21 protein-coding genes and 2 tRNA genes are annotated in these 15,444 nt (G+C 30.5%); 19 read left to right on the top strand and 4 right to left on the bottom strand.

Annotation, left to right across the window (positions count from 1 at the left end):
* The first annotated feature begins 28 nt into the window (after window positions 1-28).
* From KEC48_RS07420 to KEC48_RS07390, 7 genes are all read left to right on the top strand, one after another.
* On the top strand, window positions 29-454 hold the full coding sequence (locus KEC48_RS07420; protein ID WP_211961932.1) for a hypothetical protein: 426 nt from the start codon (window positions 29-31) through the stop codon (window positions 452-454).
* Window positions 451-1,290, top strand: a complete 840-nt coding sequence (locus KEC48_RS07415) for a DDE-type integrase/transposase/recombinase (RefSeq protein WP_211965165.1) — start codon at window positions 451-453, stop codon at window positions 1,288-1,290. Before KEC48_RS07420 ends, KEC48_RS07415 begins: the two co-directional genes overlap by 4 nt.
* A complete protein-coding gene (gene istB / locus KEC48_RS07410) occupies window positions 1,277-2,035 on the top strand; it encodes an IS21-like element helper ATPase IstB (protein WP_211961934.1) in 759 nt (252 codons plus the stop codon). The genes KEC48_RS07415 and istB overlap by 14 nt, the downstream gene beginning before the upstream one ends.
* Before the next feature lie 37 nt (window positions 2,036-2,072).
* Window positions 2,073-2,780, top strand: a complete 708-nt coding sequence (locus tag KEC48_RS07405; RefSeq protein ID WP_211965164.1) for a hypothetical protein — start codon at window positions 2,073-2,075, stop codon at window positions 2,778-2,780.
* Between the two features lie 8 nt (window positions 2,781-2,788).
* Window positions 2,789-3,295, top strand: a complete 507-nt coding sequence (locus KEC48_RS07400; protein ID WP_211965163.1) for a LytTR family DNA-binding domain-containing protein — start codon at window positions 2,789-2,791, stop codon at window positions 3,293-3,295.
* Window positions 3,292-3,648, top strand: a complete 357-nt coding sequence (locus KEC48_RS07395; protein ID WP_211965162.1) for a hypothetical protein — start codon at window positions 3,292-3,294, stop codon at window positions 3,646-3,648. The genes KEC48_RS07400 and KEC48_RS07395 overlap by 4 nt, the downstream gene beginning before the upstream one ends.
* Window positions 3,649-3,744: 96 nt before the next feature.
* Window positions 3,745-4,692, top strand: coding sequence for a Gfo/Idh/MocA family oxidoreductase (locus KEC48_RS07390; RefSeq protein WP_211965161.1), 948 nt, complete (start codon window positions 3,745-3,747; stop codon window positions 4,690-4,692).
* Window positions 4,693-4,791: 99 nt separating this feature from the next.
* On the opposite strand, the gene KEC48_RS07385 is transcribed toward KEC48_RS07390, so the two are convergent.
* Window positions 4,792-5,238 (bottom strand): S-ribosylhomocysteine lyase, encoded by a 447-nt coding sequence (locus tag KEC48_RS07385; protein ID WP_211965159.1) that lies wholly within the window; start codon window positions 5,236-5,238, stop codon window positions 4,792-4,794.
* A gap of 127 nt (window positions 5,239-5,365) precedes the next feature.
* On the opposite strand from KEC48_RS07385, the gene nrdD reads away from it, so the two are divergent.
* The 3 genes from nrdD to KEC48_RS07370 all read left to right on the top strand — a co-directional run bounded on the left by nrdD (window position 5,366) and on the right by KEC48_RS07370 (window position 7,304).
* Window positions 5,366-5,650, top strand: coding sequence for an anaerobic ribonucleoside-triphosphate reductase (nrdD, locus tag KEC48_RS07380; protein ID WP_211965158.1), 285 nt, complete (start codon window positions 5,366-5,368; stop codon window positions 5,648-5,650).
* 90 nt (window positions 5,651-5,740) lie between these two features.
* Window positions 5,741-6,997, top strand: coding sequence for a DNA repair protein (locus tag KEC48_RS07375; RefSeq protein WP_211965157.1), 1,257 nt, complete (start codon window positions 5,741-5,743; stop codon window positions 6,995-6,997).
* Entirely contained in the window at window positions 6,987-7,304 is a 318-nt protein-coding gene (locus KEC48_RS07370; RefSeq protein WP_087358159.1) for a YolD-like family protein, read from the top strand. Before KEC48_RS07375 ends, KEC48_RS07370 begins: the two co-directional genes overlap by 11 nt.
* Window positions 7,305-7,334: 30 nt before the next feature.
* On the opposite strand, the gene KEC48_RS07365 is transcribed toward KEC48_RS07370, so the two are convergent.
* Window positions 7,335-7,838: a hypothetical protein gene (locus KEC48_RS07365; RefSeq protein ID WP_211965156.1), complete on the bottom strand. Its 504-nt coding sequence runs from the start codon at window positions 7,836-7,838 to the stop codon at window positions 7,335-7,337.
* Window positions 7,839-8,372: 534 nt separating this feature from the next.
* Here KEC48_RS07365 and KEC48_RS07360 point away from each other — a divergent pair.
* The 5 genes from KEC48_RS07360 to KEC48_RS07340 all read left to right on the top strand — a co-directional run bounded on the left by KEC48_RS07360 (window position 8,373) and on the right by KEC48_RS07340 (window position 9,837).
* Window positions 8,373-8,449 (top strand) — tRNA-His (locus KEC48_RS07360).
* 6 nt (window positions 8,450-8,455) lie between these two features.
* Window positions 8,456-8,529: transfer RNA gene (locus KEC48_RS07355), tRNA-Gly, on the top strand.
* A gap of 171 nt (window positions 8,530-8,700) precedes the next feature.
* On the top strand, window positions 8,701-9,096 hold the full coding sequence (locus tag KEC48_RS07350; RefSeq protein ID WP_211965154.1) for a hypothetical protein: 396 nt from the start codon (window positions 8,701-8,703) through the stop codon (window positions 9,094-9,096).
* 10 nt (window positions 9,097-9,106) lie between these two features.
* Entirely contained in the window at window positions 9,107-9,307 is a 201-nt protein-coding gene (locus KEC48_RS07345) for a hypothetical protein (RefSeq protein ID WP_211965152.1), read from the top strand.
* A gap of 26 nt (window positions 9,308-9,333) precedes the next feature.
* Window positions 9,334-9,837 carry a hypothetical protein gene (locus KEC48_RS07340; protein WP_211965150.1) on the top strand — a complete coding sequence of 168 codons (504 nt, stop codon included), beginning with the start codon at window positions 9,334-9,336 and terminating at the stop codon, window positions 9,835-9,837.
* A gap of 258 nt (window positions 9,838-10,095) precedes the next feature.
* Here KEC48_RS07340 and KEC48_RS07335 read toward each other — a convergent pair whose 3' ends face one another.
* On the bottom strand, window positions 10,096-10,419 hold the full coding sequence (locus KEC48_RS07335) for a hypothetical protein (RefSeq protein ID WP_211965148.1): 324 nt from the start codon (window positions 10,417-10,419) through the stop codon (window positions 10,096-10,098).
* 160 nt (window positions 10,420-10,579) lie between these two features.
* On the opposite strand from KEC48_RS07335, the gene KEC48_RS07330 reads away from it, so the two are divergent.
* Complete coding sequence (locus KEC48_RS07330) at window positions 10,580-11,320, top strand: ChbG/HpnK family deacetylase (RefSeq protein ID WP_211965146.1); 741 nt, start codon at window positions 10,580-10,582, stop codon at window positions 11,318-11,320.
* A gap of 56 nt (window positions 11,321-11,376) precedes the next feature.
* Here KEC48_RS07330 and KEC48_RS07325 read toward each other — a convergent pair whose 3' ends face one another.
* Window positions 11,377-12,765, bottom strand: a complete 1,389-nt coding sequence (locus tag KEC48_RS07325; protein WP_211965144.1) for a VanZ family protein — start codon at window positions 12,763-12,765, stop codon at window positions 11,377-11,379.
* Between the two features lie 142 nt (window positions 12,766-12,907).
* On the opposite strand from KEC48_RS07325, the gene KEC48_RS07320 reads away from it, so the two are divergent.
* The 3 genes from KEC48_RS07320 to dapD all read left to right on the top strand — a co-directional run bounded on the left by KEC48_RS07320 (window position 12,908) and on the right by dapD (window position 15,438).
* Window positions 12,908-13,699, top strand: a complete 792-nt coding sequence (locus KEC48_RS07320) for a hypothetical protein (RefSeq protein WP_211965142.1) — start codon at window positions 12,908-12,910, stop codon at window positions 13,697-13,699.
* Between the two features lie 199 nt (window positions 13,700-13,898).
* Complete coding sequence (gene dapF / locus KEC48_RS07315) at window positions 13,899-14,741, top strand: diaminopimelate epimerase (RefSeq protein ID WP_211965140.1); 843 nt, start codon at window positions 13,899-13,901, stop codon at window positions 14,739-14,741.
* Window positions 14,734-15,438: a 2,3,4,5-tetrahydropyridine-2,6-dicarboxylate N-acetyltransferase gene (dapD, locus tag KEC48_RS07310; protein ID WP_205089254.1), complete on the top strand. Its 705-nt coding sequence runs from the start codon at window positions 14,734-14,736 to the stop codon at window positions 15,436-15,438. Before dapF ends, dapD begins: the two co-directional genes overlap by 8 nt.
* Window positions 15,439-15,444: the final 6 nt, after the last annotated feature.

Genomic DNA, 15,444 nt, shown 5'->3' with positions numbered 1-15,444 from the left:
ATTCTTTCCTGTAAAGGAGTGAATTATATTGAATACAGCAGTCATTAAAATAAATAATTTGGATCAGGCTTTAATGTTAAGCAGAGCCTATAAGGAAGGAGAAATTAAATTGAATGTTTCTAAACTTGCAAGAGAATTAAACTGTAGCCGAAAAACACTAAGCAGAAGGCTAAACGGTATCGCACCTAAAAAAACAAGAAACAGAAAAAGATATTTAGATGATTATAAAGATCTTATATACAAATATTTGTGTGATGAACAGAGAAATTTTGATTATATCGATCATATTTATTATTTTATGAAACGTGAACATGGTATCACCTGTACACGTTCGACATTTTCAGATACATTAAGGATAACGAAGAGCTCAATAGTAAATTTAAAAATAACAGAACCGATTCTTTTATCGAACGTTTTGAAACCAATCCTGGTCAACAGGCTCAGTTCGATATGAAAGAAAAAGTTAAACTTACAGATAAAAATGGCACGCAGACAGTAGTATATATTCCTACTCTGACTTTATCATGGTCAAGATATAATTACAGGCAGGTAATATTAAAACCTACAACTGATAACCTGTTAATATTTTTAGCCCAGGCATTTGAAGAAATCGGTGGTGTTCCTAAAGAACTGGTCATTGACAATCTTAAAGCATTTGTAGAAAAGCCTCGTAAATCAGCTGATGATAAAGCTTTATTAAACAGTAAATTTGAAGAATTCTGTAAAGATTATGGAATAACACCTATGCCATGTATGCCATATAGACCTCAAACCAAAGGAAAAACTGAGACACAAAATAAAATAGTGGATCAGCTTAAAAATTATAACGGTTATTATAGCGGATTATCTGATATACATGACAAACTGGAAATAATCAATAACGAGGATAATGAACGTTCCTCACAGGCAACAAGGCTTCCTAGAAATTTTCTTTTAGAAAAAGAAAAAGGTGATCTGCTTCCGTTACCCAGCAAAGAAATCAGAAGCAGGTATCACCTTAAATTAAATGAAGTCTATGTTACAAATGAATCACTATTCCAGTATAAATACAATAAATATTCCCTACCACAAGAATATATTGGAAAACGTGTCGGACTAGTGGTCCAAAACAAAGAACTTCTTATATATTATAACGGAAAAATTATTGAAAAACATCCTATTACTAATAATAAATTTAATATAAAAGAAGAACATGAACTTTATTATAAGAAAACAGATAAGCAGGCAGTTAAAGAAAGCAATCAAATAATATTAAAAGAACTGGAGAATATAATTTATGACAATGACTAATGATGTACTGGAACAATTGAATTATTTAAAACTGAAATCAGCATATTCATATTTAAATTCATTAGTAATGAATAATGAAATAGCTGAAGAAGAACTGCATGTAATGCATAAGATACTGAATAAGGAAGTGATAGCTAAAGAGGAGAATAACAGACTTTATAATGTAAAAGTAGCAGCATTTCCTTTTCTAAGAAAAGTTGATGATTATGATTTTAATTTTCAGCCAGGTATAAAAGAAGAAAAAATAAGATCTATTATTGAATCGGATTTTTATGAAAATGCTACAAATATCGTATTTGTAGGTAACCCTGGTACTGGAAAAACACATTTGGCAATAGCAATTGCATATACAGTAGCTATAAGAAGAAATAGTGTATATTTTATTAAATTTAATAAATTAATCAATATACTAAGACAGGCATATAATGAGGGGACATTAGAAAGAAAACTAAGACTCTTTTATAAGTATAAGCTGCTAGTCATTGATGAAGTTGGATTTAATGAAATAACACCACTGGAAGCTAAATTATTTTTTCAATTGATTGATTTAAGATATACTAAACGATCTACTATTTTTACAAGCAATATTTCATTTGATAAATGGTCACAGATATTAGGAAATGATGAAATGATAACTAAAGCCATATTAGACAGGATTCTTCATTATTCATATTTATTTAATATCACAGGTCCATCTTATCGAATCAAAGATAAATTAAATCCTAAAAAAACTGAGAACACTTAATTGCAACAAATTGGTCAAATTATCTTGACTTTTATAAGTGAACGAAGAAGATTATAAAATCTTGCCTTTTGGTTATCGAAAAGAACAACAGAGCACACTGTTTTTGGGAAGAGAAAGTGTATCCTATACACCGATTGAAATCTATATTCGTCAGGATTTATTCAAAGACTTAAGTCAAGTTGAATATCAGATTTTGAATTATGATCAGGTCATTGTCTCTTCATCAGGACCGTTTCAGACTGTTGAATATGAAGAAGGAGAAACGACACCATTTACAGGTTATGTAGGTGTTTATGTTCAAGATGATCGTTATAGTGAGATTCAAAATATTCAAGATTATACAGATGCCTTCAATTTTGTATTAAAGCTTTATAATCAAAATGGCGAGTGTTATTATCAGCAGATGTCGACTTTAGAACAAGTAACATCTCATGTGTATCGTTATGAGGATGAAAATATCTGTATGGAAAACCTGAAATACGATATGAATGTAATCACTAATCCACCACAAATAACATTAAAACAGAATCAAGATCAGATAACTAATATCTTGTTTTATACAGTCAATGAAAATAACGAAGAAAATTTGATTCTTAAATATGATAATTTCCTTGGTCAAGATCATTATAAACTTAATATAAGCCAACGTTTTATTCATCAGCCATTAGATCATTTATCAAAACTAAAAATAGAATATCGAGATGAAAATTATCAGGTTATTGATTCTTGCATCTGTGAATTGTAGGAAGTCCTATGAAAATCATATGTGCACCCGATCATCTTGATACTTTAAAATCTATGCTAAGAGAATATCAGCAGTTAGATATTGTCATTGTAGAAAAAGGTTTTGATTATGAAGGTATGTGTTATTACTTTTCTATGGAACATATAGAAGATCTAATTTTATACTTACAGAGTTTGCATCAAAAATATGTTCTCGGTTATGCTGATGAAAAACAATACAAACTTTTACCTCAACAGATTGATTTCATTGAAGGTTATTCACAGGAAGCTTTTGTTCATAGTGAACATCTTCAATATCAGATCTATCAGAAGCTTTATGAATTAGAGGAAAAACTGAAACCTTATGGTTTTGTCAGAATTAATAAATCAACTTTGGTCAATATTCATAAGATAGAGAGTATTATACCAGAGGTTCAAAGAAGATATATTCTGACCTTAAAAAGTCAAAAAAAGCTGTTATTGACACGTTATTATGTAAAGGATTTTATGGAAACGTTAAGGAGGGATACTTTATGAAAGAGAGAATAGGCATTCATTATGGCATCAGCTTTATTTATCTGGTTATTATAAGAAATCTCTTGGGACAGGGATATCTTTATACAAACTATTCGTCTGCTTTTCAAAAGAGTCTGATTTATTGTCTGGTTTTATCAGCCTGCTTAACGATTTTATTAGAAGCCTGGCAAATGTTTAAAGAAGTTTATATACATCGTTTCAAGATTCAAAAAGTCATGGCTTTTCTATGTCTTATTGCCATCATGTTAGTGGCTTATTTACAATCTTTATATTATAGTGCTATTATACTGTTTCTTCTCTTTTATATATGTCGAGATGGTTGGCGCTATTATCAAATGAATAAATCATTATAAGCATGTAGAATCTCCTTGAATCAGTTTTATTCTTGTATAAATTATATTCAAAATAGATAGGGAAGGTGTATAATGAATGTATGGAGGTAAGGCTATATGATTCAATGGGGAATATTGGGAATAGGAAATATTGCCAAACGTTTTATAAAAAGTTTAGAAAAGAGTACAAATGGTCAATTATATGCAGCTGCTTCTTATACAGAAAGCAAATGTGAGGAATTTTTAAAAGAACATCCGGATGTTAAGGTTTATCATGATTATGAAGATTTATTAAATGATGAAAATGTAGATGCTGTATATTTGGCAATGAGGCATATTGATCATTATCGTTGGGCTAAAAAAGCTTTACAACATCATAAAGCTGTTCTTTGTGAAAAACCAGCAACACTTTATAAATGGCAAATGGAAGATTTAAAACAGGAAGCAATCAAGAATCAAACATTTTTTATGGAAGCCATGAAAACACGTTTTATTCCTTTGATTCAAGATATTGAGGAGTGTTTAGAGAACAAAGAAATTGGTGAATTGTTAAGTGTTGAAACATGCTTTTGTTATGACAGGGATTATTTAGAAGGACATTATTTGTTTGATCAAGAACAAGGTGGTATTCTCAATGATGTTGGAAGTTATAATGTGGCCAGCACTTTAGATTATATTCATTCTCCAGTTGCCAGAATTGATTCTCAAGTGCAATTTCGTTATGGCGTTGATTGTCATGAAAAGGTAACAATCACTTTTGAAAGTGGACAAAAAGCTTTGATGGAAATGGCTTTTGATGAAAAGAAAGATTCTATCTTAGAAATAAAAGGAACCAAAGGAACAATTTTAGCACAGCCCTTTTATCGTCCTACACAAGCCACAATTATTGATGCTACAGGAACATCGCATCAGATTGAAAAACCTTATATCAATGATGATTTCTTTGGTGAAATTGAAGAAGTTCATCGCTGTTTACAAGCGAAGCTTATAGAAAGTCCACATATGAGTTTACAGGATTCTATTGACTGTATTGATATGATTGAAAAAATTCGACAAAGTTTTTAAAAAGATGATTAAAAAGTATGTTGTTTTGATAATGATGTTAAGATATCAAATAAAAGAATCTAGAAGAATGATGTTTATTCTTTTAGATTCTTTGTGTTTTTAAAGATAATGATATTCATGCTCCCATTGACTATGAATAAAGAATGAAGCAGATTGTTTCGCTTTATCTAAATCCATATAAGTATAATTGCCACATTCTTCTTTTTTAGCTCCAGGAATATCTTGATTCCAATTTGCAATTGTTTCAAACGTATCTCTCACAAGAGTTTTTACTGTATCAAAACTTAAATCTTTTGTAATTAGATAAAATCCTGTCATACATCCCATTGGACCAAAATAAATAATATGTTCTTTATATTTCCCATTTCTTAATAGGGTTGCCCCAATATGTTCAATCGTATGAGCAGCTTTAGGGTCTAAAGGTTTATCAATATTTGGTTCACACATTCTAATATCATATGTTGTTAGATGATTATCAATACGTGAAATATAAACTCCCTTTTTCAGTTGAGTATGATCAACACTAAAACTTGTAATTCTTTCCAATTTTATGCACCTCTCTTTGTCTTTCTTATTGTATAAATAGCTCTCTCTTTTTTCAAGAGGGGATGATTCATTTTATTTGTTTTTTTAAGTTTCGTTGACTATAATAAAAGAAAAGAAGGTGGCAAAGATGAAAGATATTTTGGATAATGTAGAAGTTGAAGTATTAAACGGTGAAATGTGTGAAGAAGAAATTAAAGAATACATTCAATATGTCAAACAAAAATTCCCTCAGGATACTTTAACAGCTTTAACATTAACAATTGATGGTGATTTTGTAGATATGCATTATCATTTACAGCCTCAACCTATGCAAAGAATTCGTCGTATTACAGGATATCTGGTGGGAACGTTGGATCGTTTTAATGATGCGAAAAGGACAGAGGAACATGATCGAGTGAAACATCAACTTTAAAATGGAAAATATTGTATAGAAAAGTTGCATAAATAAGATTGAATATGCAACTTTTCTTTTGTATAATAGCCATGTAAGGGTGGTGAGAATATGAATAAAGCATATTTATGCATTGATTTTAAGAGTTTTTATGCTTCTGTTGAATGTGTAGAAAGAGGGTTGAATCCCTATCAGGTCAATTTGGTTGTTGCTGATAGTTCACGAGGAAAAAGTACAATCTGTCTGGCTGTTTCACCACATTTGAAACAACTGGGTGTAAAAAACAGATGTCGTTTATTTGAAATTCCAAGACATCTTCATTATATTGTGGCTAAACCAAGAATGAAACTTTATATGGAATATTCTGCGAATATTTATGGTTTGTATTTAAAATATATAAGTGCTGATGATATTTATGTTTATTCGATAGATGAAGCTTTTTTTGATGTGACGCAATATTTACGTTTTTATAATAAGAATGCAAAAGAACTGGCACAAATGCTTATTGATGAGGTTTATCAAAAAACAGGTATTCCGGCAACAGCAGGAGTAGGAACAAATCTTTATCTTGCGAAAGTGGCTTTGGATATTACAGCCAAACACAATCAAAGTCATATTGCTTATCTGGATGAAGAATTATATCAGAAGACTTTATGGAATCATACCCAGCTTACTGATTTCTGGCAAATTGGAAAAGGGATAGAAAAAAGACTTCATAAACATGGACTGATGACGATGCAGGATGTTGCCATGTGTCCACAAGATATCTTATATAAGGAGTTTGGAGTGAATGCTCGTTTTTTAATTCAACATGCATGGGGCAAAGAACCTGCAACGCTCCAACAAATTAAAAGTTATCAACCACGCCATCGTTCTATTTCCAATGGTCAAGTTTTATTTGGTGATTATGATTTTCATGATGGATTGCTTGTTTTAAAAGAAATGGTGGAAGATAATGCTTTAGAACTGGTAGAACAAAGATTAGTCACAAATCACATTTCTTTACATGTCAGATATGTGGATGCTTCACTGCCTTCTACAGGTGGAAGTCGTACAATGGGTGTTGTGACAAACTCTTGTCGTTTACTTGTGAAAGAGTTTATTGAATTGTTTCAATCTACAACATTTAGAAATCAACTGATTAGAAAGATTTCAATCGCTTTTGGAGATGTAAAAGATGAAAGATATGAAGCATATGATTTATTTACAGACTATGAAGATATTCAAAAAGAAAGACAACTACAACAGGCTATTGTTCATATTAAGAATCAATATGGGAAGGATGCCGTTTTAAAAGCAATGAACATATTAGATAAAGCAACCGCAAGAAAGCGTCATCAGTTAATTGGAGGACACAATGCACAATAATCATGATCAATCCACTCAGTTTCAACCCTTTGATTCATTAAAGGGATTTAGAGAATATCTTCGTGAAAAAGAAAAAAAGCCTGTACAAAGAAAAGAATTGCTGGAAGATGAATGTGAAAGACTGAATTGTTTATTTCAACAGCTTCAAAAAGGTATGGTTGTGAATATTGTTTATTATCACCATCAACAATATCAAACAATTCAAGGAATGATTACTCAAATAGATATAGATTATCGTAAAGTTTTATTTATAGATAATCAAAGAATAGAATTTTATGATATCAGAGATATTGAGATTATGAAATAAAACAAGGAAGACAAATTGATCTTCCTTGTTTTATTTCAGGGTGCCAACAAAATGAATTTCATGTGTCTGATCTTGTGAAGAAGTTATGTCTATACCATATGTTAGATCATGTGATTCATTATTGGACATTTTTTCTAATTGTGATTCGAAATCTTTTAATTTGTTTTTATCTTGAATGAGAGTTTTATCAAGAGAATAATCAATATCTAAAGTTGAATGAATATCCCATTCTATAGGATCGAAAGACATATAAAGATTATCAGAAGTGTTTTTAAATAATTTAACAGTAACGGTATAATGTTGGAGATATTGTGAATTATCAACAACATAAAGACTTTCGGGAGAAATGGATAAAGATGTTATCAGATGATTGGAAGAATACTGAACAGGCTCTAATATGATGTCTTTTTCGTTAATGAGTTGTTTTGTTTTTTCTATAGGTTTGGTTGTTTCTTTGGAATCATAATGAATAAACGAGTAAATCCCCCCCACACAAATGATAAATCCTAATATAAATAATAATTTCTTTTTCATGATCATCACCTTCTTTGTATTTATTATAACAAAAAGAAGTGTATGTTTTGTGAATTTCTTTGTATTTATATTATTTTATGTCCACAATAAGAACAAAAAATACTATCATTTGAAAATGGTAGAAACCTTGCCCTATGATGACAATAAGGACATCTCCATAAAATAAAATGACAAATAAGTGATATAATCCATATGATACCTATAATAGCTACGAGTACAATGATAGGTAAGTTATAAAAATCTTGATCAATGGTATACATAGCACAGAGCATGATCATGAGGATAGATATGATTATAATCAAAATTTCAATAATCTTTTTATAAGTTGTTAATTTCATAAGTTATCAGCGCTCCTTATTCTTATTTAATATAACAAATTGTTGATAATCAAACATGATTATCATGTAAATTTTATGTAAAGAGAGGATAAAATGATATTTGAAAATATTTTTTTCTAAAAAATGAAAAAATATCTTTACAAATGATTGAAAATCTTATATACTTGTACTTGCCTAATTGAGATAAAACAATATGGCGGACGTGGCGAAGTGGTTAACGCACCGGATTGTGGCTCCGGCATTTCGTGGGTTCGATTCCCATCGTCCGCCCCAGAGTATGCGGGTGTAGTTCAATGGTAGAACTTCAGCCTTCCAAGCTGACTACGTGGGTTCGATTCCCATCACCCGCTCCATCGAAACGGTAAAGTCCTTATTTTAAGGGCTTTTTTTGTGTTTAAAATACTAATGATATTAAAGAATTATTAATAAAATATTAAAGTGTTTTTAAAACATATTTTTGATAAATATTGTAATTTTTATAATAGATAATTGACTTGAATAACTTAAAAGTGGGAGAGGTTAAAATGAAAAAGAGTAAGAAAGTCACAATCATATCGATTGTTGTTATTGCATTTGTGATGGGATTATTACAAATTTATCATTATTGTTTGAATTTATCAGTGGAATTGCCTCAAGAAGTTGATCAGGCTGTGACAGAATGTCTTGAAACAATGATAGAACCAGATGAATATTTAGCAACATTTATGCCTTTACATTATGATTTTGCTACATCCGCCTATCATGCTTTTGGATATACAGAAGATGATACATATATCAAAGTTTATGGATATTGTGTATTATTCGAATGTAATAATGAAACTCTCAAAGAAAACAAAGAGAGAAAAGAAAAACATATTGATATGTATTCCACTGATTTTAGTGAAGCTAACTATTTTGTTGCTTATTTAAAAAAAAGATGAACAACAAAAAGTGATTCCAGAAAAAATATGGATTTATCAGTATCCACAAACGACAATGGATATATTAAAACATATGCCTATAAGAACATGGCTTTATATATTTCTAGATGATCCTAAAGGATATATGGAAAAGCTATCTACAAAATGTGCAAAACAGATGTATGAATATATTGATAGTCATGATATTCCAGAAAGCAATGAAGAAAAGTGAGATGATAGTATTTGGAGGACAAAACAATGAGCAAAAAGAAAAAGATAGTTTTGATTATTTTAGGAATTATAGCCTCTTTAGGAGTATTACTGTTTTATTGGGATTATCAGGTTGTGACACCAACAAAAGAACTTGATGAAAGTTTAAGGTATGAATTGGCACATATGGACGATGAATATATTGAATATGATTTTGCAACAGTATCATATAGATTGTTTAAAATTAATGAATCCAAAAACAAAGTAGATGTTTATGGAATGTTTTATATAAAAGAATATAAAAAGAATGAAGAACATATGACAAGTGGTTATTTTGATTATATGAAAGTGACATTAAAGAAAGAAAATGATAAATATACATTGGACAAAATCTGGGTTCCAGAAGATGGTGATCAGTATCAAATATCATTATTAAAGAATTTTCCTATCAATACATGGAGTCGTATTTTATTGACTGGAGATAGATATAGACTAGAATTGATAGAGGAAAATAAACAACAATACAACAAATATATCACAAAGTATGAATAAGAATTATAAATTGTAAAAGTAGAGAGTAAAAAAATGTGAAGTTTATTTTTGATGCATGAACAAAACATGATTTGATAATGAAAATCAAAACATATATCAATGATATTCATACTAAAAAAGTATATCTGAGTATGTAAAATCATACTTTGATATACTTTTAAAATGGCTTGAATGCAGTGTTTTTATTACTGTTCTATTGAAATTGTTTTAAGGGCTTTTTGAAAATTATAGAGAAGCATCATAGTTTTTTAGTATTATTTACCTTGCTTTAAAATAATACCATATCGCAGCGTAATAAATAATCATACATAATAAAATGTATTTCATAAATATTTGATACATCATATAAACCGTATTTATATGATTCGTATACTCATAATAAGAGCCAATACTAAAATAAATAGCTAAAAACAACCACATAATCCCTAAACAAATATTATACTTTTTGACATTTTTTATTCTATGAGATGAAATTTTATGACCAGCCCAGAAATTCATAGGTTTTGAAGTGATGAAAGTATATATGGCAAGTCCATAAAAAGCGATAGCTACAATCCATACTCCTGAAAGATGTGATTCCATATATGATATTCTCCTTTTGATTGTATATTTTTACAACTTTATTATACAATACTTTGCTGATGGTTACGATAATAAAATGATGTTGTTTAAAAAATAAGCCTCTTTTTATAAAGATACAAGATGATTTTGTGTTATGATAGAAGAAAGGGAGGATTATCATATGAAAGTGATTATGAATGCTGATGATTTTGGATTTTCTAAAGGAGTGAATTTGGCTATATTAGAAGGATTTCAACATGGCATTTTGACTTCTACAAGTTTAATGGTTAATATGCCCGGATTTGAACATGCTGTTTCATTAATGAAACAATATCCAGATTTATTACATGTAGGTATTCATTTGGTGACAACAGTTCAATATTCTGTGGTTAAAGGGTTAAAAACTTTAACGGATGAAAATGATCATTTTTATCGTGATCCAGAAATCATTGAAAAAAGTGAACAAAGTGAATTAGATAAAGAATATCAGGCACAGATGGATAAGTTTTTAGCGACTGGACTTAGACCTGATCATATTGATTTTCATGTATGTATGACACCAAAACAGTTCAAAGCAGCTATGAAATTGGCTAAAAAATATCATTTACCTATGCGTGCTCAAAATCAACAGATAGAAAATATTTTAAAAGAACATGGTATTGCCTATGCACCATGCCATATTCCAGATTTTTATAATCATGGAACAGTTGAAACATTGTTGAAATTATTTGAAAAAGCTTTCGATGAAAAAAGAGAAATTATTGAATTGGCTTTACATCCTGCTTATGTTGATCAGACTTTATTAGATTTGAGCAGTTATCATGTTCAAAGAGCAAGAGAATTTGCTTCACTAATGGATTCAGAGGTATCTGCATTTATTCAACAACATGATATGGAACTGATTTCTTTTGTGGACTTATAAATACATATGATGAAAAAGTATATCATTTCAAAGATATACTTTTTCATTAGGACTGATTATTGAATAGCTGGGATATAAATCAATTGATCATTTTCTATACCAAACTGATAAACAGGTTGGTAATACCCTTTTGAATCTTCTCTATATACAAGTTTGATTGAACGAATAACGATTTCGTTACCTAAAGAGATCATCCAATCTTGATTGAATTGTCCTTCTTTAATATATTGGAAAGCCTGTTTTTCAGAAATGATAGGATAGGACTTATAAATATCAAAGGATTTTATTTGATAAGATAGAAAAGAAAGAGAATAATCTTGGTTGATTTGTACTGAAATATTGCCTTGAATATAATGTTGCCCTGTGTTTGAATTTATTGAAAATTCATAGGTTCCTGTATCTATTTGTGTAAAAATGGCCTGTTCTGGAATTGAAATACCTTCTTTTTCAATGACTTTTTTCACTTCCTGTTGAGATAAGTTTTGCGTGTTTGGTTGGAATTCTTCGGGATAGATAATATTCATTGAGCCTTCTTTTTTATCAATGAAGATGTTTATATCTTTGTTTTTTGATACAAAAGACATGTTTTCATTGTTTATTTCTGTTTGCTGGTCATCTATGATATCTTGATGCTTTTGAAAAATGGCCTTTGCGAGAGTGTTATAGTCTTTATCGGGATATGTTTTGATTTTATAAACAGGTTGTGAGGTCGCTTGATGTGATAAAGGAACATGACTTATGACTTCGATATGTGACATATCTGCTTTTTTATAATAAGCTTGTGCTAAATTACCTAATTCTTGATATGAGTAAGATACAAATATATAAGTAAAAGATAGGATTGCTAAAAATAGAGGAAACTGAGAAATAATGACAGGTCTTAATTTGATAGGTTTTTTCTTTGCTTTTTGGTATAGCGTATGACCTAAAATAAATAAACCAAAACCAATCATGCACCCTAAAGTATTATTCAAAATATCATCCATTTCAAAAATACCACGATGTGTGATCAGTTGTGTTGTTTCAATCAATATTGTAAATAATAGTCCTGAAAGATATGTCGGCCACCAATATCTCATTTTCTCAAATAAACATGGTAATAAGATGCCTAAAGGAACACCCATTATGATATTTAAAATGATATTACGCCATTCACGTAGTTGAAAATGATTGATAGCCATACGATAGGAACTGAATAGTTCAAAACTGAATTTTTGTTCATAAGAAAAACTGGACCTACTGGTCAGTGTTGCCAAAATCACAACAATCACATAGCCAATAAGCATACCACTTAAAATCAGTTTTTTGATGGAACAATGAATATTTTTGCCTTGCTTTTTTTGATAAAAAAGATAAAATCCATACATTCCTCCCAATATCAAAACAATCAAACCTGCCAAACCTACTGAAGGAATGGCTAATCTTAAAAACTCTGATAATCCCATTTACATTCTCCTTTTTTATAGTGATAGAATTATAACATACAATGATTTTAAGAGGAAGTTTAAATATTTATTGTCTTTTTTTGATAATTTATGTTTCTTAATCAAGAATATGTTACAATGGAGATAGGGAAGGTGGATATTTATGAAAAAAATATTAAAAGTTTTTACGTTATTATTAACTGTTTTTTTATTAACAGGATGCATGAAAATGAGAATGAATTTTGAAGTGGGTTCCGATAAAAGTGTACGTTCATCTATGGAGTTACTAATTGAAGAAAGTGCTTTACAAGCTTCTCAAATGACAAAGGAAGATTTTGTTCAACAGATGGAAGATGAAATTCTATCATCACCAGAAGGGCAGAATGCTAAAGTGACTGCTATTGATGAAATGATAGATGCATCTCAATGGGTTGGTGTGCGTATAGAAGGATTAACATCAACGGTTGATGAAATGGGGATCAATATTCAAGAAGAAACGATTGATGGGAAAGATTGTCTGGTTTTAAGATTACCATTAGAAAATCTAAGTCAACAAATGAATTCAGAGTTTTCACAGACAGCTGGTTATTCTGTAGATAAGATGAAGGCTTTAGGCTTAGAGATGGTGATGAATATTAAAATGCCGGGAGATGTGCAGTCCAATGTTGGAACTGTTGATGGTCAAAATGTGACAATTGATCTTCTGGAACTGGCAAGTCAGCCCCCTCAAGAGAATGAAATTGTTATTTCTTCTGCAAAAGAAGCAAGTATGGATATGACTTATGTTTTTGTCGGTATAGGCATTTTGGTTGTGATTGGTTTTATTGCTTTGATTCTTAAAAATAAAAAGAAAACAAAACAAAATATGATAGAAGAACATACAGATTCTAAGACTCAAGATAATACTTCAACAGAAACAATAACACAAGATCATAGTGATGAAAATAACGGCTAGGCCGTTATTTTTAATATGCAAAATGATAATAAAGAATCATAATAATTAAAGTAAGCAGGAAGATAGAGAGAATCTGGTTGATTTTTTTAAACATATATTTCATACTTTCACCTTGTTTTAATATATGCAATTCATTTAAAAGACTTTTCATTATATTAAAAAAATGTTAATATATTTCAAAAAGATGAGGTGAAAAACATTGAAATTTACAAAGATGGAAGGCATTGGAAATGATTATATTTATGTTGATGGTATTCATCAGGATATCATTATGACACCAGCATTTATATCACGTATCAGTGATCGCCATTTTGGAATTGGCAGTGATGGGATGATTGTGATTCTTCCTTCTCAAAATTATGATTTTTTGATGCGTATGTTTAATCGTGATGGCAGTGAAGGAAAGATGTGTGGTAATGGGATTCGCTGTTTTGCGAAATTTGTTTATGACCATCATTTAACTGAGAAGACTTATCTGGAAATTGAAACATTGGCTGGAGTTAAAAGAGTCTGGTTAAAGGTTGAAAATGGAACGGTGCAATCTGTCAGAGTAGATATGGGAAAACCATCATTGGATGTGAAAATGATTCCTTGTCTTTTTGAAAAAACGGAAATGATTAATGAACCATTGCAAATTAATCAAAATATTTATTATTGTACCGCTGTTTCAATGGGAAATCCCCATGTTGTGACTTATGTTGATCAACTTGATTTTGCGATTGAGGACATTGGTCCTTGTTTTGAAAAAAATCAGATGTTTCCCGAATCTGTTAATACAGAATTTGTACAGGTCGTAAGTCCAGAGCGTTTAAAAATGCGTGTCTGGGAAAGAGGTTCAGGAGAAACAATGGCATGTGGAACAGGTGCCTGTGCAGTGATGTATGCCAGTTATGTTAATGGCTTATGTGGAAGGCAGGTTGATGTGGAACTGTTAGGTGGAGTATTACATATTGATTATGAAGATGGTCATATTTTCATGGAAGGACCAGCAAGAACGGTATTTGAAGGAATCATAAATGAGGAGGATTTTAAAAATGTATAGTACAGCACAAGAAATCATTCAATATATCAGAGATGCAAAAAAACAAACACCAGTAAAAGTTTATGTCAATGGACATGACTTACCTTGTGATGAATCTATTCAAGTTTTTGGAACAGAAACAAGTCGTGTTTTAATTGGTGATTTAGAAAATGTTGAAAAATATTTAGAAACATATCAAGATCAGATTACAGATACTTATTTAGAACAGGATCGTCGTAATAGTGCGATTCCAATGTTGGATATGCGAAATATCAATGCACGTATTGAACCGGGTGCATTTATTCGTGAAAATGTGACAATTGAAGATAATGCGGTCATTATGATGGGGGCTGTGATTAATATTGGAGCGAAAATTGGTGAAGGTTCAATGATTGATATGGGCGCTGTTTTAGGTGGACGTGCTGAAGTTGGAAAACATTGTCATGTTGGTGCTGGAGCAGTTTTAGCAGGTGTTATTGAACCACCTAGTGCCAAACCAGTTGTATTGGAAGATGATGTTTTAATTGGTGCGAATGCAGTTGTTGTAGAAGGTGTTCGTATTGGTAAAGGGGCTGTTGTTGGTGCAGGAAGTATTGTATTAAATGATGTGCCAGCTGGAGCTGTTGTTGCAGGAAATCCAGCACGTATCATTAAAGAAGAAAAAACAGATGAAACAAAAGAAAAGACACAATTGATGGATGATTTAAGAAAAATTTAAGGTGAA

The sequence above is a fragment of the Clostridium sp. C1 genome (assembly GCF_018223625.1).
GTDB lineage: Bacteria > Bacillota_I > Bacilli_A > Erysipelotrichales > Coprobacillaceae > Allocoprobacillus.
Note: the sequence above shows the minus strand (reverse complement) of the source record. Positions and strands in the feature narration are given on the sequence as shown.

What these genes read in the sequence shown, in the direction of transcription:
- KEC48_RS07415 (WP_211965165.1), top strand. Translation starts at nt 451, where the DNA reads ATGAAAGAAAAAGTTAAACTTACAGATAAAAATGGCACGCAGACAGTA.
- istB (WP_211961934.1), top strand. Translation starts at nt 1,277, where the DNA reads ATGACAATGACTAATGATGTACTGGAACAATTGAATTATTTAAAACTG.
- KEC48_RS07400 (WP_211965163.1), top strand. Translation starts at nt 2,789, where the DNA reads ATGAAAATCATATGTGCACCCGATCATCTTGATACTTTAAAATCTATG.
- KEC48_RS07395 (WP_211965162.1), top strand. Translation starts at nt 3,292, where the DNA reads ATGAAAGAGAGAATAGGCATTCATTATGGCATCAGCTTTATTTATCTG.
- KEC48_RS07390 (WP_211965161.1), top strand. Translation starts at nt 3,745, where the DNA reads ATGATTCAATGGGGAATATTGGGAATAGGAAATATTGCCAAACGTTTT.
- nrdD (WP_211965158.1), top strand. Translation starts at nt 5,366, where the DNA reads ATGAAAGATATTTTGGATAATGTAGAAGTTGAAGTATTAAACGGTGAA.
- KEC48_RS07375 (WP_211965157.1), top strand. Translation starts at nt 5,741, where the DNA reads ATGAATAAAGCATATTTATGCATTGATTTTAAGAGTTTTTATGCTTCT.
- KEC48_RS07370 (WP_087358159.1), top strand. Translation starts at nt 6,987, where the DNA reads ATGCACAATAATCATGATCAATCCACTCAGTTTCAACCCTTTGATTCA.
- KEC48_RS07365 (WP_211965156.1), bottom strand. Translation starts at nt 7,838, where the DNA reads ATGAAAAAGAAATTATTATTTATATTAGGATTTATCATTTGTGTGGGG.
- KEC48_RS07350 (WP_211965154.1), top strand. Translation starts at nt 8,701, where the DNA reads ATGAAAAAGAGTAAGAAAGTCACAATCATATCGATTGTTGTTATTGCA.
- KEC48_RS07340 (WP_211965150.1), top strand. Translation starts at nt 9,334, where the DNA reads ATGAGCAAAAAGAAAAAGATAGTTTTGATTATTTTAGGAATTATAGCC.
- KEC48_RS07335 (WP_211965148.1), bottom strand. Translation starts at nt 10,419, where the DNA reads ATGGAATCACATCTTTCAGGAGTATGGATTGTAGCTATCGCTTTTTAT.
- KEC48_RS07330 (WP_211965146.1), top strand. Translation starts at nt 10,580, where the DNA reads ATGAAAGTGATTATGAATGCTGATGATTTTGGATTTTCTAAAGGAGTG.
- KEC48_RS07325 (WP_211965144.1), bottom strand. Translation starts at nt 12,765, where the DNA reads ATGGGATTATCAGAGTTTTTAAGATTAGCCATTCCTTCAGTAGGTTTG.
- KEC48_RS07320 (WP_211965142.1), top strand. Translation starts at nt 12,908, where the DNA reads ATGAAAAAAATATTAAAAGTTTTTACGTTATTATTAACTGTTTTTTTA.
- dapD (WP_205089254.1), top strand. Translation starts at nt 14,734, where the DNA reads ATGTATAGTACAGCACAAGAAATCATTCAATATATCAGAGATGCAAAA.